20 protein-coding genes and 2 pseudogenes are annotated in these 20,742 nt (G+C 46.8%); 16 read left to right on the top strand and 6 right to left on the bottom strand.

Translation table 11 applies throughout. From position 1 onward, the window contains the following. Window positions 1-37: 37 nt before the first annotated feature. The 10 genes from EFER_RS13525 to EFER_RS13480 all read left to right on the top strand — a co-directional run bounded on the left by EFER_RS13525 (window position 38) and on the right by EFER_RS13480 (window position 8,243). Window positions 38-337 carry a phage tail assembly protein gene (locus tag EFER_RS13525; RefSeq protein WP_000898670.1) on the top strand — a complete coding sequence of 100 codons (300 nt, stop codon included), beginning with the start codon at window positions 38-40 and terminating at the stop codon, window positions 335-337. Between the two features lie 102 nt (window positions 338-439). Then, on the top strand, window positions 440-2,350 hold the full coding sequence (locus EFER_RS13520) for a hypothetical protein (protein WP_000508975.1): 1,911 nt from the start codon (window positions 440-442) through the stop codon (window positions 2,348-2,350). Between the two features lie 8 nt (window positions 2,351-2,358). Continuing rightward, window positions 2,359-2,817, top strand: a complete 459-nt coding sequence (locus EFER_RS13515) for a phage tail protein (RefSeq protein WP_000008045.1) — start codon at window positions 2,359-2,361, stop codon at window positions 2,815-2,817. Next, complete coding sequence (locus tag EFER_RS13510) at window positions 2,792-3,007, top strand: tail protein X (protein ID WP_001142388.1); 216 nt, start codon at window positions 2,792-2,794, stop codon at window positions 3,005-3,007. The genes EFER_RS13515 and EFER_RS13510 overlap by 26 nt, the downstream gene beginning before the upstream one ends. 1 nt (window position 3,008) lies before the next feature. After that, on the top strand, window positions 3,009-4,127 hold the full coding sequence (locus tag EFER_RS13505) for a contractile injection system protein, VgrG/Pvc8 family (protein WP_000254605.1): 1,119 nt from the start codon (window positions 3,009-3,011) through the stop codon (window positions 4,125-4,127). Between the two features lie 40 nt (window positions 4,128-4,167). Next, window positions 4,168-4,521, top strand: a complete 354-nt coding sequence (locus tag EFER_RS13500; RefSeq protein ID WP_001014710.1) for a GPW/gp25 family protein — start codon at window positions 4,168-4,170, stop codon at window positions 4,519-4,521. Beyond that, window positions 4,505-5,425, top strand: coding sequence for a baseplate assembly protein (locus EFER_RS13495; protein ID WP_001133967.1), 921 nt, complete (start codon window positions 4,505-4,507; stop codon window positions 5,423-5,425). Before EFER_RS13500 ends, EFER_RS13495 begins: the two co-directional genes overlap by 17 nt. Then, window positions 5,415-5,978 carry a phage tail protein I gene (locus EFER_RS13490; RefSeq protein WP_000130019.1) on the top strand — a complete coding sequence of 188 codons (564 nt, stop codon included), beginning with the start codon at window positions 5,415-5,417 and terminating at the stop codon, window positions 5,976-5,978. Before EFER_RS13495 ends, EFER_RS13490 begins: the two co-directional genes overlap by 11 nt. Then, window positions 5,971-7,659, top strand: coding sequence for a tail fiber protein (locus EFER_RS24450; protein WP_000852873.1), 1,689 nt, complete (start codon window positions 5,971-5,973; stop codon window positions 7,657-7,659). Before EFER_RS13490 ends, EFER_RS24450 begins: the two co-directional genes overlap by 8 nt. Next, window positions 7,659-8,243 carry a tail fiber assembly protein gene (locus EFER_RS13480; protein ID WP_000885617.1) on the top strand — a complete coding sequence of 195 codons (585 nt, stop codon included), beginning with the start codon at window positions 7,659-7,661 and terminating at the stop codon, window positions 8,241-8,243. The genes EFER_RS24450 and EFER_RS13480 overlap by 1 nt, the downstream gene beginning before the upstream one ends. 501 nt (window positions 8,244-8,744) lie before the next feature. Here the strand turns inward: EFER_RS13480 and EFER_RS13475 are convergent. The 3 genes and pseudogenes from EFER_RS13475 to EFER_RS24850 all read right to left on the bottom strand — a co-directional run. Beyond that, a pseudogene (locus tag EFER_RS13475) lies at window positions 8,745-9,010 on the bottom strand (site-specific integrase); the annotation flags it as partial. A gap of 140 nt (window positions 9,011-9,150) precedes the next feature. Beyond that, on the bottom strand, window positions 9,151-9,252 hold the full coding sequence (gene ykgR / locus EFER_RS13470) for a small membrane protein YkgR (RefSeq protein WP_000662204.1): 102 nt from the start codon (window positions 9,250-9,252) through the stop codon (window positions 9,151-9,153). A gap of 135 nt (window positions 9,253-9,387) precedes the next feature. Beyond that, a pseudogene (locus EFER_RS24850) lies at window positions 9,388-9,705 on the bottom strand (oxidoreductase); the annotation flags it as partial. 79 nt (window positions 9,706-9,784) lie between these two features. Here EFER_RS24850 and EFER_RS13465 point away from each other — a divergent pair. Beyond that, window positions 9,785-10,678, top strand: a complete 894-nt coding sequence (locus EFER_RS13465) for a LysR family transcriptional regulator (RefSeq protein WP_000910703.1) — start codon at window positions 9,785-9,787, stop codon at window positions 10,676-10,678. Between the two features lie 34 nt (window positions 10,679-10,712). Here EFER_RS13465 and EFER_RS13460 read toward each other — a convergent pair whose 3' ends face one another. The 3 genes from EFER_RS13460 to EFER_RS13450 all read right to left on the bottom strand — a co-directional run bounded on the left by EFER_RS13460 (window position 10,713) and on the right by EFER_RS13450 (window position 13,340). Next, on the bottom strand, window positions 10,713-11,702 hold the full coding sequence (locus EFER_RS13460) for an aldo/keto reductase (RefSeq protein WP_001172302.1): 990 nt from the start codon (window positions 11,700-11,702) through the stop codon (window positions 10,713-10,715). Window positions 11,703-11,728: 26 nt separating this feature from the next. Continuing rightward, on the bottom strand, window positions 11,729-12,580 hold the full coding sequence (locus EFER_RS13455) for an aldo/keto reductase (protein WP_001195265.1): 852 nt from the start codon (window positions 12,578-12,580) through the stop codon (window positions 11,729-11,731). A gap of 280 nt (window positions 12,581-12,860) precedes the next feature. Beyond that, window positions 12,861-13,340 (bottom strand): GNAT family N-acetyltransferase, encoded by a 480-nt coding sequence (locus tag EFER_RS13450; RefSeq protein WP_000494156.1) that lies wholly within the window; start codon window positions 13,338-13,340, stop codon window positions 12,861-12,863. 1,143 nt (window positions 13,341-14,483) lie between these two features. On the opposite strand from EFER_RS13450, the gene EFER_RS13445 reads away from it, so the two are divergent. The 5 genes from EFER_RS13445 (at window position 14,484) to EFER_RS13425 (ending at window position 20,714) form a co-directional block, all read left to right on the top strand. After that, window positions 14,484-15,575, top strand: a complete 1,092-nt coding sequence (locus EFER_RS13445) for an EAL domain-containing protein (RefSeq protein ID WP_000521932.1) — start codon at window positions 14,484-14,486, stop codon at window positions 15,573-15,575. Window positions 15,576-15,875: 300 nt separating this feature from the next. After that, window positions 15,876-16,226, top strand: coding sequence for a hypothetical protein (locus tag EFER_RS13440; protein WP_000825736.1), 351 nt, complete (start codon window positions 15,876-15,878; stop codon window positions 16,224-16,226). A gap of 378 nt (window positions 16,227-16,604) precedes the next feature. Further along, on the top strand, window positions 16,605-18,128 hold the full coding sequence (locus EFER_RS13435; RefSeq protein ID WP_001246544.1) for an EAL domain-containing protein: 1,524 nt from the start codon (window positions 16,605-16,607) through the stop codon (window positions 18,126-18,128). A gap of 299 nt (window positions 18,129-18,427) precedes the next feature. Further along, on the top strand, window positions 18,428-19,717 hold the full coding sequence (locus EFER_RS13430) for an MFS transporter (RefSeq protein WP_000824245.1): 1,290 nt from the start codon (window positions 18,428-18,430) through the stop codon (window positions 19,715-19,717). Beyond that, window positions 19,689-20,714, top strand: a complete 1,026-nt coding sequence (locus tag EFER_RS13425; protein ID WP_000864946.1) for a zinc-binding alcohol dehydrogenase family protein — start codon at window positions 19,689-19,691, stop codon at window positions 20,712-20,714. Before EFER_RS13430 ends, EFER_RS13425 begins: the two co-directional genes overlap by 29 nt. The last annotated feature ends 28 nt before the right edge of the window (window positions 20,715-20,742 follow it).

Genomic DNA, 20,742 nt, shown 5'->3' with positions numbered 1-20,742 from the left:
CTGACGGCCTGCGGGCCGTTTTTTAATGGAGGTGATTATGCTTTTTCCCGGTGAAACCCGCGTTATCCGATTGTTTTCCCCTGTCATTCTGGAGGGTGGCGTGATCCTTGAGGAAGTGACGATGCGTGAACCGCTGGTGCGCGATCGTATTGCTCATGCCAAAGATCGCGGTAATGAAGAAGAAAAAGAAGCCCGGATGATTGCGCTGTTGTGCAACCTCAGTGAAAAGGACATCTGGCAACTGACGGCTGCAGACTATGCGCAACTGCTGGATGCCTTCAATGTTTTTATGCTACCGCCCGCGAAGCGTCCGAAAGACACCTCCTCCGGGCGATAAAACTCCTTGGACGGCGACTGCATTTTCCGATGTCGGACTATCTGGATATGCCGTTCAGCACTTTCTCTGATTTTCTTACTGATGAACTGGAGACGATGAACTGTGGGCGGAATAAGCCAGAATCTTAAAGCCGTTATCACGTTTGGCGGTAACCTGGACAGTTCATGGAAGCGATCGGCTGACGGTTTACAAAAGAGCCTGAATGATGTCGGGAAACGTTCAGAACGTCTGACAAAGGAGCAGACAAAACTGGCTGCTGAAATTAAACGCGCGAAACTGGCAGGTGAAAGTCTGGGAAACTTGAAACGCCGTTATAGCGAAGTTTCCAGAGAGATCCGCAAGGCAGAGGCAGAGCAGCAGAAACTGAATGTCCAGATGCAAAAAGCACAGCGGATTGAGGCATTCAAAGGTGCCGGGAAGGGATTGTTCCGGCGTGGTCTGGGGATTGCCGGTCAGGTCGGAGGTATGTTCGGTACCGGACTGGCATTTGGTGGCGGTGGTGTGGTGGCCTCAGCGCTCGGCACGCTTATCGCCCCGGCAGCAACGAATGCTGAAACTGCCACCCGCGCCAGTGTGGCGAAAAGCTACGGTGTGGATGTCGCCACCTTCAGTGCGTGGGACTCCCTGGCCCGGCAGTACGATATGAATGCCGAAAATATTGGTGACCTTTTTGAGGAGTATCTGCACAAAGCGGGTGAGTATAAGCAAAACGGGAAACAGGGCTCTCTGCAGGATGCCTTTGAAACGCTGGGATTTAAAGAGGGCGATTTTGCCGGGCTCAGTGATATGGCGCAGTTCGATAAAATTGTTGAGCGGGCGCTCAGTCTCCAGGATGAGGCAAAAGCATCTTTTGCGCTGGACTCTCTTTTTGGCGGGGAGGCCAGTAAGCTGCTGATGCTGATCAAACAGTCGGGTAGAAGCTACCGGGAGCTGATGGACGAGCAGCGTCGTTATAACCTGGTGACCCGGGAGGGGGCAGAAGGTGCGATTGCCGGTAATCAGGCTATCAGTAATCTGCGCACGGTGTTCTCTTCGGCGGTGGCGGAGATTTCCGGGCAACTGGGTAACGAGCTGGCACCTGATATCCGGCGATTAACGGACGATCTGGCAGACTGGTTTAAAGGGGGCGGCGTCAGGCGTATTGTCACTTTCCTGCGTAACGATCTTTATCCCGGGGTGTTGACCTTTGGTCAGGGCGTGGTTTTTGTTGGCAAAATTGTCTATGCGCTGGCTAAAAAACTGGCCTGGCTGTTACCGGATGAGCGTGAAGATCAGCGTGATGTGCTGAAAGCGCTCGCCAGAAGAGGTTCCGTTGACTTTGCCAGACTGACCGCGCAGCGAAGTGGACAGGGGGAATGGTTTGAACAGCAGTTAACAGCGCATCCGGACTTACCGGAAAAGGTGAAACAGTCCTGGGCATCGACACGTGGTTATTTGGGTTTTGATTCGGATGATGAGGCATTTAACCAGTCTGTTGATCACTATCTGACCCCGGAAAGCCACGAATCCTTATTAAACTGGAATACCGCTTTACAGCGTAACCAGCGGGAGTCTGCATCGTTGCCCCCGGTAACAACGGAAAATAACACAGTTATTCATACCGCTCCGACGACGACAGAAAACAACACATTTATGCATTACGTTCCGGCAATGACGGAGAACAATACCGAAGCCTGGAATAAAGATGTGTTACCTCCCGTCTTTCCTGCTGTTCTACCGGAAATCACATTTTCTTCACGACAACAACAAGCCCCGGATCCGCGTTCTGCCAGAGAGCAGGAGGACAAAACAGGGGGCTACTGGGAAAACCTGCTGCAGAAAATGGACGCACTGGATAAACAGCCGCCGTCCAGGCAGGTTATCGATAACCGGAAGTTTGATTATCACTTCGAAATTAATGCAGCTCCCGGGCAGGATGAAAAAGCCATTGCCGATGAACTGACCACGGTCACCCGAAATAATCCGGCTTTTAACGGGGACAACCGTCTGACGGATGGAGGACTGGTCTGGTGAGTAATTTCATGTCTTTTATTGATGAATTTGGTCAGCAACAGGCTGAAAACCTGCGTTCGGCAGGAACCGCCCGCGTGATGATGATGCTGGGAGATTTTGCTTTTTCGATTGATACGACAGCCTATAACCAGCTGACCCGCGAAGCAACCTGGCGCTGGAGCGAACAGGAGCGCATTGGTAAGCAGGATCTTCTCCAGTACACCGGAAAGCCGGGGCGTACCGTCAGACTTGAAGGCGAATCCCATGCCTTTTTTCGAAAAGGTGTTGGCCCCGTCAATGACCTGTTTGCTCTTGCCGACCAGGCGAAGCCACTGCAGCTGGTCAGTGGAGAAGGGGATGTTCTGGGATGGTGGGTGGTAACTGACTTTACTGACACCACTAACCGGTTCCTGCCGGGAGGTGGTCACCGTAATAAAAACTGGACAATGACACTGAAACACTATGCCGACGATATATCAAACCCGTGACGGTGATGTGCTGGATGCGATTTGCGCCGCGCACTATGGCAGCGAAAATCTCGCTGACACGATAATCCAGGTTCTGGAGGCAAATCCCGGGCTGGCTGATCGTGGCGCGGTATATCCCTCCGGTCAGTCTGTTATTCTGCCGGAACGGGTGATCCCGGTTGTGGAGTCTGCATTCAGCTTATGGGATTAATATGGTTTCTCAGACGATGACTCCTGAATATGCGCCAGCATTCCGCATAAAGGCAGAAGGGAAAGATATTACCCGCATAATTGAGCAATGCCTTTCTGAACTGACGCTGACAGATTACGGTGGCGCGACCGCCAGAGCCGATGAACTGAAGATTACCCTGCTTTCTGAAACGCTGACACTTCCGCCCAGAGGGGCGCGACTACAGGTTGCGCTGGGATTTAATGAGCAGCTTGTCGATAAAGGCTGGTTTGTTGTCAGCGGAGTTGCCAGCAGTGGGCCACCGAGGCGCATTGAAATTTATGCCACCGCAGCGCCCATGAATGCCCGGAAGCAACCCGGTGACGTCACCAGTCAGAAAACACGAAGCTGGGATAACATTCGTCTGGAGGATGTGGTGAAAACCGTGGCCACCGATAATGGCCTGATCCCCAGAGTCGCTGCCGCGCTGAAAGATATTCACATTAACCACATCGACCAGGTGGCTGAATCTGATGCTAACCTGCTGTCCCGGCTTGCCCGCATCTACAACGCGGTGAGTAAACCTTCCGGTGGTTACTGGCTTTTTCTGCCGCAGGGGGCGACAGCGACAGTTTCCGGTAAACAGATTGACAGTATCACCATTACGCCTGCAGACGTGACAACGTGGTCATACAGTGAAGGTGAGCGGGGGAGTTCCACGGGTAAAGTCACGGAAAGCGGGGGTAAAGCAAAAGAGAAAATCGGGGTTCGCTATTACGATGAAGTGGATGGCAGGACAAAAACCGCAGCGGTCGAACATGACGGACCGGCAATGACCAACCCGTATACCCAGTCAGAAAAGGATACGGCAGAGAAGCAGGCGAAAGCACGAAAAACACAGGCAAGACGGAATGAGCAGAAAATGACGCTCACCGGCCCCTGCCGACCACAGCATATTCCCCTGACGGCAGAAGCAGGGGTGGCAACCTCAGGATTTGGTACCCGGGAAGACAGAGCCTGGGTGGTTGAGTCGCTGGTCTTTTCACTGACCGCTGCCGGATTCAGTTATACCTGCAATCTGGTGGTGGATATTCACAAACCACAAAAATCAGCAAAAAAATCGAAGCAACAGGATAAAACTGGTCCGGCTTACTTCGGTTAATCCATCGCGCCATCCGGCGCTTTTGTAACGGAAAATCATCATGAACGGTGTAAACAGCCGGACAGGCAAACGTCTGTCTGGCGTGGCGCATTTGCGCCAGTCTGTCCGGGACATTCTGACCACGCCCGTCGGGAGTCGTGTGCTGATCCGTGACTATGGCAGTGAACTGTTTTCGTTGCTGGATAACCCACGGGATGACCTGACGCGTCTGCGGATAATCGCCGCTTCAGCGACTGCACTGGCTCGCTGGGAGCCGCGTTTAAAGGTGACGCGGGTGATGGTCACCTTCCCGGCGGGCGAATCCGGCTGTGTTCTGGATATCGAAGGGATCAAAAAAGAAGACGGCTTACCCGTCAGAACAGGAGAAATAACGCTAAATGCCCAACAGTTATGATGTGATCAATCTGTCTGAACTCGCTGTTCCTGATGCGCTTGTAGTGCCGGATGCCGCAGAGATTTTCTCCCGATGGCTGGCACGTCTGCAGGAGCTGGATCCGCAGTTTGATGCGCTGGTAGAGTCCGATCCGGCGTTTAAACAGGGAGAGGTGAATGCATATCAGCTGACGCTGGCCTTTCAGCGTGTCAATGATGCAGTGCGGGCAGTATTTCTTGCCAGCGCCAGAGGCGCAGACCTTGATCATATTGGCGCTGCCTTCAATGTTAAACGCCAGGTTATCAGACCGGGTGATCCGGATGCCGTTCCCCCCGTCGAAGTGGAACTGGAAGATGACGGCGCATTTCGTGAACGTATTCAGTTGTCCTGGGCACAGCTAAATACGGCGGGTGCCCGCAACGCTTACCGCTTCCATGCGAAATCGGCGGATACCGATGTGCTGGATGCTGAAGCTTATGGCCCCGAAACACACAGCCGCCCGGGGTGTGTTGATGTGTATGTGCTTTCCCGTACGGGAGACGGAACAGCAGCTGCACCACTGCTGGATAAAGTTAACAGCACACTGAATGCCGATGAAATCCGTCCATTGACAGACTACGTGACGGTGAAGAGCGCCACCATCACAAATTATGCCATCACGGCTGAACTGGAGATCCCGGACGGCCCGGACGCCACGACAGTTCTGAACAATGCCATTGAAGCCTTGCAGTCCTACACCATGCTGTCTCACCGGATTAACACCGTGGTGCCGTTATCTGCCATCTATGCCGCTTTACAGCAATCCGGTGTGGTTCGCGTCAGACTGATCTCTCCCGTGGCTGATCTGGAAGCCGAAGCCGGAAAAGCACCGTGGTGTACTGCCATCAACGTCACCCGCAGGGAGGTAAGCAGCCATGACGGATAAATTTCGCTCCCTGCTGCCGCCGGGCGCATTTCATGAAGAACGGGCGCAGGAGCAGGCGACGACAGAACACATCATCGCACTGGATACCAACATGGTGCGTAAGGTGAAAGATGCGGCCAGCTGCCCGGCACATCTTTTACCGTGGCTTGCGTGGGAACATGCCGTCGATTTTTGGGATGACAGCTGGACAGAGACACAAAAGCGTCAGGTGATTAAGGACGCCGCTTACGTGCACCAGCACCGGGGAACGGCGGGTGCGGTCAGGCGTTCTCTGGGGGCGGTAAACCTGCCGACCACTGTCGTGGAGTGGTGGCAGGATTCACCGCAGGCTGCACCCTACACATTCCGGATTGAAGTTCACAGCAGTCAGGGCGTCAGCGATGCACTGTATCACCAGATTCGTCAGCTTACTGACCGGGCTAAAAACCTGCGCAGTCATCTGAGCAAAATAGATGTTCTGGCGAATATCGGGATGGATGGCGCTTTTTATATTTCAGGTGCGACGACAGCACATATCGATGTGGATATTTTTGCCGGGGAGTCTCATGGCTGAATATTATTCAATTATTACTAACCGGGGAAAAGAACTGGAGGCGGAAGCGCTTGCCAGTGGTAGCCAGATTATTCTGACACAGTTTGTGGTTGGCGACAGTAATGGCAAACCGCTGAAACCCGATCCGGCACAAACGCAGCTTGTTAATGAAACCTACCGTGGAGATATTGCAGAGCTGGTGGTATCACCGGAACAGCCGACACAGCTCATGGCCAGAATTGTGCTACCAACGGGAACGGGAGGTTTTACAGTCCGCGAAGTGGGACTGATGACTGATGGAGGGGAATTGTATGCCGTGGCGAACTGCCCGGCGATTGACAAACCGGTTGGCGGTGTCAGTGTCAATATGCAGTTCCGGCTTGCTGTATCTGACACCTCAAACATCACGTTAAATGTGGCAACGGGAGACGGACTTTTTCTGCGCATTGACCAGAACCTGAAGGAAATAAAAGCGCGCGGAGCTGGCGCGCAAAAAGAATCCCGCGAGTCTCTTGGTGTTCTGGATGCCACGACTAAGCAAAAAGGTCTGGTGCAACTGAACAGTGCGGTGAACAGCACCAGTGAGACACAGGCAGCGACATCAAAGGCGGTTAAGACAGCATATGACCTTGCTGATGGCAAATACACTGCACAGGACGCCACCACGGCACGAAAAGGGATTGTTCAGTTAAGCAGCGCCACTAACAGTGACTCTGAAACGCTTGCCGCGACTCCGAAAGCAGTGAAAGCTGCTAATGACAATGCAAACGGGCGTGTGCCCTCAGGACGTAAGGTTAATGGTCACGCGCTGTCATCTGACATTAAGTTATCACCTGAAGATGTAAATGCTTTTTCTCTTGGGTGTACAGGTCAGTATCCGAGTTCAGATGGTGGGGTGCCATGGAACGCAAAAAGCGGTCTTTACAATGTCATGGACGGCGGCGCTTCATATATCGTTGCTCATTTTTTTAGTGGTGTAGGGAGTTGCCGGTCATTTCAGCTACGTGCGGATTATAAAAACAGAGGGCTTTATTACCGCTCATCCCGTGATGGGTATGGATTTGAACGGGGATTTGAACCTGTTAATGCTTTTCCTGTGGGGGCACCAATAGCCTGGCCTTCGGACATAGTTCCGGAAGGTTATGCGATTATGCAGGGGCAGACTTTTGACAAGGCTGCCTATCCCCTGCTTGCAGCAGCTTACCCATCTGGTGTGATCCCTGATATGCGTGGCTGGACAATTAAGGGCAAACCCGCCAGTGGTCGCGCTGTATTGTCTCAGGAACAGGACGGCATTAAATCGCATACCCACAGTGCCAGTGCATCCAGTACGGATTTGGGTACGAAAACAACCAGTTCGTTTGATTACGGGACAAAAACAGTCAGCACGTTTAACCACGGCACAAAAACGACAAACAATACAGGAGCGCATACGCACACTGTCGGTGGTCGTTACGGTGGTGACTCCATTGGGGGTAAACAACGTGTTCAGGTGTCAGGAACCAACCAGGTGTCAAGCTCTGACGGAGCACACGCCCATACAGTCGATATTGGTCAGCATAACCACACCGTAGGTATTGGTGCCCATGCACACACTGTGGCGCTGGGTGCACATGGACACACCATCACCGTTAACGCTGCTGGTAACGCGGAAAACACCGTCAAAAACATCGCATTTAACTATATTGTGAGGCTTGCATAATGGCATTCAGAATGAGTGAACAACCACGGACTATAAAAATTTATAATCTGCTGGCCGGAACCAATGAATTTATTGGTGAAGGTGATGCATACATTCCCCCTCATACAGGTCTGCCTGCAAATAGTACCGATATTGCACCGCCAGATATTCCGGCTGGCTTCGTGGCTGTTTTTAACAGTGAGGATACATCATGGCATCTCGTTGAAGACCACAGGGAAAAAACGGTCTATGACGTGGCATCAGGGGACGCGTTATTTATTTCTGAACTCGGCCCGTTACCGGAAAATGTCACCTGGTTGTCGCCGGATGGGGAATATCAGAAGTGGAACGGCATAATTTGGGTGAAAGATGCAGAAGCAGAAAAACTGTTTCGGATACGGGAGGCGGAAGAAACAAAAAACAGCCTAATGCGGGTAGCCAGTGAGAATATTGCGCCACTTCAGGATGCGGTAGATCTTGAGATCGCAACGGAGGTAGAAACCTCATTGCTGGAAGCCTGGAAAAAGTATCGGGTGTTGCTGAACCGTGTTGATACATCAACTGCACCTGATGTTGAGTGGCCGGTAATCCCTGTCATGGAATAATCGTTTTGTGATATGCCGCAGCCACGTCGTATGCAAGAACGTGCTGCGGCTGGCTGGTGAACTTTTGATAGTGCGAGTATTGAATGATTTCCAGCCGTTACCGATTTTACATGTTAATACTTCCACATCATTTAAACGGTTTGTAAGTTCCTGGTAGGTAATTCTCCCGTTAACATGCCTATGGCGCCGTTTGGTTTCAGGCTTATCTTTTTTTGCGTAATAAAAGGTGAGACAAAAATGAGACACACAAAGCTTTGTACTGGATTGCAAGGCTTTGCGCTCTTCTGTGGATGTGTGGCTACATGTTTGAAGATCGTTGTGCCGTATTTGTGACATACACATGACAACATCATGCATCAACTTTCTGTTTGTGCCATCAACTATAGCTTAGTGAATGCGGTTAATGCTTGCTAAAACAGATAGTTATGATTGGTGCTACAGATTCGTAATGCGAAGGTCGTAGGTTCGACTCCTATTATCGGCACCACTTAAATCAATAAGTTACACATCATTAATATCTTCCTTATTTTTTGACTGGGACAAATTTGGGACCGATGGGTTCAGGATCGAGTCTATTTGCCGTGCGTGTTCGGTAAGGTGTTAGGCGCGAGGTGAGCATATCGACGAACCATTTCGATAGACTCCCAGCCTCCCATTTCCTGTAATACTGACAACGGGACTCCGGCCTGAACCAGCCAACTTGCCCAGGTGTGTCTCAAGTCGTGAAATCTGAAATCATCAATACCAGCTCGTCTCAGCGCCGCTTTCCTTGTACACAGATACCCAGCGGTAATGATTTGCAATTCGAAAGAGTTCGTATTTCTCTCCCACAAATATAAATACTGTTTAAAAAGGGGAGAGAAAATATATTTTAATTATCACCAACGTAAATTATTTTTTGACGTTGTTAATAGAAGTGAAGGAATAAATAGGCGTATTCTACGATTGCAACAAAAACAACGATATTAATCAGTTTATGACTGATTTGTTGTATTTTATTCTCTTTCATTGGTACTTCCTCGCTTTAAAAAAGAGTGCACTTCGTAAGTGCCTTATATATAAATAGCGAGTTTGGTCAACCAATTTTTTGACATGTATCACAAATTTGAATGGATGTATTACATCAGCCATCTTTTATAGATAATTAATTCCTTAACGGAAACCAGCCTGTTCCTTTCGATACCTGAATTTGATCCCATAGTTTATCCGGAATGGTTAGTTCAGGAACGCGCTGTGGATTAAGGGGGGAATTTCATTACTTCTACCTGATTCAGCTAAAGGTACCCATCACCAGCCTTTTACCGATCGCCGCAAGTGTTAGCCAGCGGAAAGCGCATACGTCATTCGAGTGGTGATTATGGCGGTTAAAGAGAGGAGAAAAGAAATTCTGCAGAAGAAATCCATTCGCGCTATGAAGGTCAACGCTATCAAAACCTGCTTTAATGGCTCTTTTTATGACGTCTTCCGGCTAAAATGATTGTGTCTATAAACACCCTTCATGAGTACGTTTTGAAGGGAATGTTTCTACAAGGAAACCACTAATGCTCAAAGAAAACTTCAATGAACTGCAAATCTTTCTTGTGGTGGCAAGAGAGCGAAGTTTTACCAAAGCGGCGGGCAAACTCGGTGTTTCTCAGTCTGCTCTCAGCCATGCAATTAAGGCACTGGAGGAAAGGTTAAATATCCGCCTCTTAACCCGAACGACCCGTAGCGTGGCCCCTACGGAAGCAGGGGAGAGAATAATTGCCTGTCTGGAGCCGCGTATTGATGAGCTTGAACAGGAACTGGAATCACTTATTCAACTGAACGGCATGCCCTCCGGGAATATCCGTTTATCTGCCGGGGAACATGCCGCGCGAAGTTTGGTCTGGCCGAAGCTAAAACCCTTTCTCAGAGAGTATCCCGAAATCAATGTCGAACTGGTGGTGGATAACGGTTTTGTCGATATTGTTGAAGGCCGTTTTGATGCCGGGATACGATTGGGGGAAAATGTTGATAAAGATATGGTAGCGGTCAGGATTGGACCAGATATGCGGATGGCTGTGGTGGGAGCACCGGCGTATTTTGCCGCAAACGCCTTACCTGAAACGCCATACGAGCTACAAAATCATCAGTGTATCAATATGCGTTTGCCAACTGCCGGTGGAATTTATCACTGGGAGTTTGAACGCGAAGGCAAACCTTTACGTGTCAGAGTTGATGGGCAACTGACGTTTAATCTGCTGCCAGAAAGAATTGATGCCGCATTATCAGGATTTGGGATCGCTTGTGTTCCTGAAGACATGGTTCAGGAGTATATAAAGTCAGGCAAGCTTATTCAGGTGTTACAGGAGTGGTGTCCCACTTTTCCCGGATATTATCTCTACTACCCCAGCCGTAAGCAGCATCCGCCAGCTTTTGCGCTGTTGATCGATGCACTTCGCTACTCGGAATAACGGGTCCGCATTTTGCTGCTGACCCGTGTGGATATTAACGATCTATGCGAGCCTGGTGCTCAGGCGAGTAACGTTCACCGACTATTTTAATTGTTTCCAGTGACTGGGTTATCTGCTGCGTATCTTTCTGCGAAAGAACGATGTCGACAGCGGTCAGATTTTCCTCCAGCCGGTGCAGTTTAGTGGTGCCCGGGATGGGAACAATCCACGGCTTTTGTGCTAACAACCATGCCAGTGCGATTTGCGCAGACGTAACCCCTTTCTCTGCGGCCAGTTCACCTAACAAGGTGACCAGTTTTTCATTGGCTTCAATGGCTTGTGCAGCAAAACGCGGTACGGTGCTACGGTAATCATCTTTGCCGAAAGTGGTTCCCGGCTTAATCGCCCCTGTCAGGAAACCTTTACCTAGTGGGCTGAAGGGGACAAAACCAATCCCCAGTTCCTCAAGCAACGGCAGAATTTCCTGCTCAGGCTCACGCCACCACATGGAATATTCGCTTTGCAGGGCGGTGACAGGTTGTACAGCATGCGCGCGACGAATGGTTTGCGCTCCCGCTTCAGACAGGCCGAAATGTTTGACCTTACCTTCTGCGATTAGATCTTTCACCGTTCCTGCAACATCTTCGATAGGAACATCCGGATCAACACGGTGTTGGTACAGCAGGTCAATAACATCTGTCTTCAGACGACGTAATGATCCTTCAACGGCTTCACGGATATGTTCCGGACGGCTGTTTAAAATCTGCTGCTTATTATCATCGCCGAAGGTAAAACCGAATTTAGTGGCAATCACCACGCGGTTACGAAATGGTTTTAAGGCTTCACCGACCACTTCTTCATTCAGATACGGACCATACACTTCGGCGGTATCGAAGAAGGTGACGCCACGTTCAACCGCAGCACGAATAAGTTCGATAGCCTGACGGGTATCGGTCGCCGGGCCGTAGCCGTGGCTTAAGCCCATGCAACCGAGTCCAAGAGCGGAAACTTCGAGTCCGGAATTACCCAGATAACGTTTTTGCATTGAATGAATACCTCTTGTATTACGGCTTAAACATCAAGTTTGCGGCCAGTCAGCCATTCCACCATCGCTGGGTCGCGGTGAGAGAAGAACGCGCTGGTTGCGGTATCCAGGGCGGTAATTTGCAGCATATCTTCAGGAGTGAGTTCAAAATCGAGAATGTTGATGTTCTCTTCCATGCGCTCTTTGCGCACTGATTTTGCCAGTGAAACAATGCCTCGTTGGTAAATCCAGCGCAGAATAACCTGGCCCACGCTTTTGCCATACTTCTCGCCAATTGCCGTGAGAACAGGATGCTGGAACAGACCATTTTTCCCTTCCGCAAACGGTGCCCAGGCTTCTGGCTGAATGCCACGACTTTGCATCCACGGAACGGCGTGTAGCTGCTGGTTGAAGGGGTTAACTTCAATCTGGTTTACCGCAGGAACGACTTTATTAAAGGCGATAAGGTCAGCCAGTCGGTCAGGGTGGAAGTTGCTGACGCCAATAGCGCGAATTTTACCGGCCTGTTGCAGCTCTTCCATGGCACGCCAGGCTCCGTGGACATCGCCGTATGGCTGGTGAATCAAGTACAGGTCAACGTAATCAAGTTGCAGTCGATTCAGAGAGCGTTCGAACTGGGCTTTGGCCCCTTCGTAACTGGTATCCTGCAACCAGAGTTTCGTGGTGACAAAGAGTTCGTTACGCGCAATGCCGCTTTGTTTCAGCGCATTCCCGACCTGGGTTTCATTCTGGTAAGACGCTGCGGTATCGATCAGGCGGTATCCCGTATCGATCGCATCAATAACGGCTCTTTCGCATTCAGCAGCATCCGTCATCTGGAAGACACCAAAGCCCAGCAAGGGCATTTCAATACCGTTGTTCAGTTTTACAGTTTGCATGACGTTATCCTTCAGCTGTTGTGTAGGAAAAGCATAACGAAAAGTTATTTATGCGATTAGATGGGGTAATTTGCTAGGGTTTATTAGTTGTGTTCATTAATTTAGAGAAGGTTAAGGGCGTTTTGTGCCAGTATCGGAGATTGCAAACCTGCGGGAGAGTTAATTAACGATGGGAATATCTGCCTGATGTTTAATAAAACGCTTCCTCCCCCTTCAGTCGTCGTGAGTTGTTACCTCAGACATGTCGTATGCAAGAATATGCTGGGGGCTGGTGCGTTAGTCATAATAATTCATTATTTTTGCATAGGTTCAATGACATAAATCGGCTATTGGGATCAGGCTGATAATCAGCAAACGGCTCGCAGTCAATGAATCCATGTTTGATATAAAGTTGATGGCAGGCAGTAAATCCAGCATGTGTTCCTGTTTCTAAGCTCAGGTGATGAAGGCTTCTGTCACGTGCAACCTGCAAAATATGTCCTAAAATCAGATTTGCTACTCCACGACGTAAAAAATCTGGTGCGGTACGCATCGATTTCAGCTCTCCATGTTTGTCATTCAGCAATTTCAGTGCGCCGATTCCTGCGAGTTGTTCCCCTTCCCATGCTGACCAGAATGTCACTGCCGGATCTTGTAGTTTTTGCACATCCAAAGCATGACTACTTTCAGGTGGCGATTGTTCAAGCATACCGGAAATATGATAAGCCACTAATGCTTGCACTGCTGGATGGGAGAGATCATCTGTTTTGATAGTGAACATGGTTCTGTCTTGTTGGCTGGCTACTTACAATATAGCAACAGGCAGCAATATCTTTGTCTAATAGCAGTTTCTTATGACACCGGACAGTTTATACAACATTGCCTATCTTAATTCTCTGGAAACACCACCAGATGATTAGCTAATAGCAGAGAATTAACTTGCGGATATTGTTGTGTGGTATGAACGTTCCATGATGGAGTTTGAGCTCAATATTCATCAGGTAATTCATTGAAATAAAAGATAATTTTCATAACCAGTAATGTAAGGGCGTAGGTGCTCTCTTATTATCTCATCATTTACGTATTTTCTGACGTCTGCTAAAAACCATAAACTCAGCCTTCTGCCGATCCTTATAGGGAAGTTATGAACTTATCGAAGTAGCAAACTCAGGTTAAACAAGCGTGACTCCTGCTGATCTGTTATCCGAATGAATGCCATCTGCAACAGAGAATTATCTTATTGAAGTTATACAGCATATCTTCCAATAAGTTTTTTCTTATATTCGTTTTTTAAAGTGATGTTACCTCATTGGGTTCATCTAAATAAGGGACAATATATGGTTTGTTTGTAATTCACTGATAAGTAAGTCGTTTTTTAGTTTTTGTTTTGTGTTTGTTCTAACTTTGTAAATTTTTAAATTCATTTAATTAAAATGCTGAATGGATTCAGTCTTGGTTTTTTGAGTTTCTTTTAAATATAAGAAAAATCCGTTACCTGTATACCCAATAAGTATTATTTATTTTACGTGTATCGATAAATGCTGAACGCATGTCCAGGTGGAATTATATTTTGTGTTGATTTGAGATTTTGAATGAATATAATACGAAATCTTTTCATGGATGCTAATATGTTAAAGATGATGGGGTTATCGCCAGTGTATATATTTTAGGTAAAGTGTTAAGCCTATAATGTTCTTATGCTGTTCACCTCATGTGAATTGCAGTTAATATAACGCAGGTGATTTTTTACGTCCTGAATTTCGGGTGTTAACTGGACATTCTGATCTGTATAATATGCTAAGGAAGAGAGAGTTGGATTGTGTAATAATCCGAGTCTTTTGTTAATTATTCTTGCACTCAGCTTATCCGCCGCGAGAGTGATAATTCGGAGTCTGCTGATGCACTTTTTATGATGGTGTGTTCTATGGGGTTGTGTAATTTAAGTGTGTTTCTGGAAGAATTCGATGCGACAATAAATATCAATTTGCCGCAGGTTCTGTCTGAGAAAGAACAACTGCTGCTTAAATTGTTAATGCAAGGTATGTCTGTTACAGAAATCTCACAATACAGAAACCGTAGTGCAAAGACAATATCTCATCAAAAAAAACAGTTGTATGAAAAGTTGGGTATCCAGAGCGATATTACCTTCTGGCGGGATATCTTCTTTTTGTATAACCCGATGATCATCTCTGCTTCTGGTAACAGTAATAAAAGCTACATAACCGATAATGGCTATCATCATGTTATTACGCCCGAAGCAATCAGCCTGGCGCTGGAAAATCATGAGTTTAAACCCTGGATTCAACCTGTTTTCTGTGCTCAAACCGGTGTTCTGACAGGGTGTGAGATACTCGTCCGCTGGGAGCATCCACAAACAGGAATTATTCCACCAGACCAATTTATTCCTCTGGCGGAATCATCTGGTCTGATTGTTATATTAACCCGACAGTTAATGAAACAAACGGCAGATATATTACTGCCAGTAAAAGATTTGCTGCCTGATAATTTCCATATTGGCATAAATGTTTCTGCTGGTTGTTTTCTGGCACCCGGTTTTGAGCGCGAGTGTCTGAATCTCGTGAATAAACTGGGAACGGATAAAATCAAACTGGTTCTGGAATTGACGGAACGTAACCCAATCCCGGTGACGCCAGAGGCCAGAGCAATATTTGATAGCCTGCATCGGCATAACATTACCTTTGCTCTGGACGATTTTGGTACTGGCTATGCAACCTATCGTTATTTGCAGGCTTTTCCAGTTGATTTTATTAAGATTGATAAATCATTTGTCCAGATGGCGAGTATCGATGAAATCTCCGGGCATATTGTGGACAATATCGTTGAGCTTGCCCGTAAGCCAGGCCTTAGTATTGTGGCGGAAGGCGTCGAAACTCAGGAACAGGCTGATTTGATGATTGGCAAAGGAGTACACTTTTTACAGGGGTATCTCTACTCACCTCCATTGCCTGGTGCGAAATTTATCTCTGACTGGGTTAAAAACAGTGCTGTAGCATAATGATATTGTATCTTTATCCACAGCACTCTCTGTTATACGTGCAGCATCCAATTAGACCGTTGCTGCACGTGTTTTGTTGTTCTGCAACAAACACCATGTGGCCGCTACCTCCAGTCTGTTAGTAAACCTGTTTTTCTTTCTCTCCAGTATAAGATTTCTCGATAAAATTCCGTGTTTTTACCCTCCCTTTCATCATGAAGTGACCGAAGAGTTTTGCTGCAATATTTGCACGTCAACATGTCGCATCAGTGGGCAGGTAACGGAATAATTGTTCAGAAAAGTTCACACAAGGAGTCGAAAGTGAAACGCTTAATTTATGTCTTCCTACCTTTATTTCTTGCTGGATGCACAACTGAGTGGGTGCAAAAAAGATCCGATGCAGAAGATCTGCATACCGCAAAAGCCAGCTGTGAAGAGTTAGCTGAAGCGAAATATCCGGTTAAAAATCAGATCGCTCAGGGTACGCATTATGAAAGTATTCAGGAAAAATGTACCGATAAATCAAAATGCGGTGGTAAAAAGTATCGGGAGATCATGCGTCCAGTTACCGATAATTCGATTATTGATGTAAACGAAGATACCCGTGAAGAATGGTTTATGAATTGCATGGAGAAAAAAGGCTGGCATGGAAAAATGAAAGTTATGCTTTAAAGAAAGAGTAACCCAGCGGGTCATAAATATCGTGAGTACATATTACTTAATCTCAATATGTTATCGCTTTGAGTTAGTGAGAGGTTAGCTATACTTTAAATAATGCGACTGGCGTAAAAAATGCCACGGACGTGTTAAACAGCACTTGCCCTCATGTGCAGAGTCATAGATAGCCTGGCAATCTGCACACTTAGTACAAACAGACGTACGATAAGTATAAAAAATAGTCACGCCCTGATGGCTACTTGAGGCCATCAGGGCGAAATTTTCTCTGGCTTATAGCGATTTTTGCATCTGTCTACCATGCTCTTTGTAGATGTTGTTTGAATGAATACAGGCAATATGATGGGGTAACTCCGTTTGCTCAGGGATCTGATAATGCGCAATACACTGCTTCCCATAATCGCGGCGTTGTGTCTGTTTATTGCCGGCGTATCAATCCTGAATATTCAACTCTGGTACTCTGCAAGGGCTGAGAGTCTGGCAGGGGCACGGTATGCTGCCAATAATATCAATAAAATACTCGATGAAGCGGCCGTAGCAATGAGAACAGCAATAACTATCGCTTCAAAAGGATGTGATCCCGAAGAACAATATCAGCTGGGCACAGAAGCTGCGTTGAAACCGCATTTGCGCACTATTTTAATCATCAGAAACGGTCAAGTCTGGTGCTCATCATTACCGGGAAATCGCGCATTACTGGCGCGGATCCCTGACATACCTGGCAGCAATTTACTGCTGGCACCTGCAATCGATACGGTTAACCGATTACCGATATTGTTGTATCAGACCTTTTCATCGTCCAGCCGAATCCTGGTCACCATTAGCGACCAACATATCCGGGGCGCACTGAATGTGCCTTTAAAGGGCGTATCGTATGCATTACGGGTGGGCGATAGTATTATTGGTTCATCAGGGGATGTTTCTTTAATAAAAGATCATAAGTCTTTTACCAGCAAGGTAAATTCGAAGAAATATCAATTCAGTATTATATATAACCCGCCGCGGTTATTTAGTATTCCGAGAATCATTGATAAAGGTCTGGGGATATTTATTTTTATATTGTTAATATCTTCCGCTACAGCTTATCTAATTAATAAATATATGAAAAAGGATAGTACTCCTGAAGAAACCCTTCGCAGGGCGATTGCTAATGGTGAAATTGTGCCGTTTTATCAGCCGGTGGTGAATGGTCTCGAAGGAACATTGCGTGGAGTGGAAGTATTAGCCCGATGGAAACATCCAGTTGCAGGCTATATCTCGCCAGTCGCATTTATCCCACTGGCAGAAAAATCGGGCCTGATCATTCCTCTGACACAAAGTTTAATGCGCCAGGTCGCCAGCCAAATGAATGCTATTTCCAGCAAACTACCGGAAGGCTTCCATGTCGGGATAAACTTCAGTGCATCGCATATCGCATCGGCCACGTTTGTTGAGGAGTGTCTTGAATACAAAAAAAGTTTTAATCGACAGGACCTGAACCTGGTGCTTGAGGTGACCGAACGCGAACAGCTACATGTGGATGAAAGCATGGTACAACGCCTCAATTTTCTGCATGAAAATGGTTTTGTTATCGCACTTGATGACTTTGGTACTGGCTATTCTGGTCTTTCTTATCTCCATGATTTACATATCGATTATATTAAAATTGATCACAGTTTCGTGGGGCGAGTTAATGCCGATCCTGACTCAACCAGAATTCTGGATTGTGTTCTGGATTTGGCACGTAAGCTCTCCATCAGCATTGTTGCCGAAGGTGTGGAAACGAAGGAGCAACTAGACTATCTGAATCAGAACAACATTACTTTTCAGCAGGGATATTATTTTTATAAACCTGTTACTTACATAGAGTTGATCAAAATTATTCTTTCCAAACCTAAAGTAAAAGTCATTGTCGAGTAAATTATTAGGGATTTATTTTTATGCGTAAAATAAATCCTTACTGCATTAAATACTGCATCTTTTAGTTTCCTGATGAAAATAATCCATATTGTTTATTTCCTTGGTGTGATATTAACCACTCAAAACAGAGTAAATAAAATCAACAAAATCATTCAATTAGATCGCGAGTGTAATTTTTATTGAATACTGGTTATCCAATTTTCGTTATATCGATCACAATATCCTTCTTTTCATGATGATCTAAAAATAAATATTAAATATTGTGGTCAGGCCGCTAGACCACAACAAGAGGAAATATCATGAAAAGAAAAACAATGGGATGGCTTATCGTTTTTCTTCTGTTTATAGTTTACATGCTGAACTATATGGATCGTTCTGCATTATCGATTACGGCCCCACTTATTGAAAAAGAGTTAGGCTTTAATGCTGCTGAAATGGGGATGATTTTCAGCGCATTTTTCGTTGGTTATGCTTTATTTAACTTCATTGGCGGTTGGGCCAGTGACAAAGTTGGACCGAAAACAGTATTTTTGGTTGCTGCACTGTTATGGTCTGTTTTTTGTGGTATGACCGGCCTGGTCACCGGGTTATGGACGATGCTTGCCGTACGCGTTTTATTTGGTATGGCAGAAGGCCCGGTTAGTGCAGCAGGCAATAAAATTATTAATAACTGGATCTCGCGTAAAGAGTCGGCAACAGCCATTGGTATTTTTAGTGCTGGTTCACCACTTGGCGGTGCTATTTCTGGTCCGGTTGTTGGCTTATTGGCGATATCACTTGGCTGGCGTCCGGCATTTGGCATCATCTTTATATTTGGCCTGGTTTGGGTATTACTGTGGTACTTCTTTGTCAGTGATAAACCGTCAAAAAGTAAACGTCTGGCAGCTGAAGAGCGTGTCGATTTTGAAAATCATGACGATATTATTCTGGCCGAAGATGGTAAAGGTACGCCTTCGCTGGGTTATTACATGAAACAGCCGATGGTATGGGCGACTACTCTGGCATTCTTTAGCTACAACTATATTCTGTTTTTCTTTCTTACCTGGTTCCCAAGCTATTTGAACCATTCGTTACACCTTGATATTAAAGAAATTAGTATTGCAACTGTTATCCCGTGGGTTATTGGTGCAATCGGCATGGTGCTAGGTGGCGTTTGCTCTGACTTTATTTATCGCATTACGGGAAATGCCTTACTTTCTCGCCGCTTAATTCTCGGTATTTGCCTTGCGGGGGCCGCAGTCTGTGTCGCAGTTTCCGGAACGGTTACCACTATTGGTAGTGCAGTTACGCTGATGTCGGTTTCCTTATTCCTGCTTTATTTAACTGGACCTATTTATTGGGCTGTTATTCAGGATGTGGTGCATAAAGATAAAGTAGGTAGCGTAGGCGGTGCGATGCACGGGCTGGCAAATATTTCCGGCATTATTGGTCCATTGGTAACCGGTTTTATTGTTCAGTTCAGCGGTAAATATGATTACGCATTCTATCTGGCAGGTGCCATAGCAATTGTTTCAAGTCTGCTGGTATTCGTATTTGTTAAAAATAAAGGATTGAAAGTCAATGAAAGTCAAAGCTGTGTACATCAATAAACCTGGTGAAATTGCCACTCGCCTGGTCGATTATCCGGTAAAAAAAGATAATGAAGTTTTAATTAAAGTGGATGCAGCGGGGATTTGTGGTTCTGACATCGGTGCATTTCGTGGCACTAACCCACTGGTAACTTATCCGCGAATTATTGGACATGAAGTCACCGGGATTGTTCTGGAAACGGGTAAGGGGATGCCAGAAGATATTAAGCAGGGCGACCGGGTTATTGTAGATCCCTATATTTATTGCGGTCACTGTTATCCATGTTCTGTCGGCAGAACTAATTGCTGTGAGAACTTAAAAGTCATCGGCGTACATATTGATGGCGCTATGCAAGAAGTGGTTGCGCATCCGGCTCACTTAATTCACAAAATTCCTGACAATGTACCGTCAGAAATGGCGCCACTGGCTGAACCCTTAACTATTGCCCTGCACGCATTACATCGGGCGCAATTGAAAGCAGGTGAACATGTCGTCATTATTGGTGCTGGTGCCATTGGACTTATGGCGGCACTGAGTGCGTTGCGCTATCACGCAACCCCCATTCTGGTTGATATTGTCGATGAACGGTTGCAATACGCACAATCGCTCGGTGTGCCTTACGTAGTTAACTCCGCAAAAGCTAACGTTGTTGAGGCAGTGAAAGATATTACACAAGGGACGATGGCTCAGGTTGTGGTGGAAGCCTCTGGTGCAAATAGCGCGATCAGAAGTACCCTGGATCTGGCCTCATTTGCCGGGCGTATTGCCTATACGGGTTGGCCAAAACAGGAAACATCGTTACCAACTAATTTGATCACCTTTAAAGAACTGGATTTACGCGGTTCCCGTACCAGTGCCGGTGAATTTGAAGAAGCTCTGCAAATGTTATCAACGCTGAATATTAATCCGGCAGATATCGTGAGTAAAGTCGTGACAATTGATGAAGTTCCTGAGGCTGTTAAAGAGTTAGATCAATTCCCGGAACGCCATCTGAAAATTAACGTGAAATTCATTTAATTAGCAAAAATCAAAACGCGTAGTGAAT

The sequence above is a fragment of the Escherichia fergusonii ATCC 35469 genome, assembly GCF_000026225.1.
GTDB classification, from domain to species: domain Bacteria; phylum Pseudomonadota; class Gammaproteobacteria; order Enterobacterales; family Enterobacteriaceae; genus Escherichia; species Escherichia fergusonii.
The sequence above is the reverse complement of the archived record's forward strand: the minus strand, read 5'-3'. Positions and strand labels throughout refer to the sequence as shown.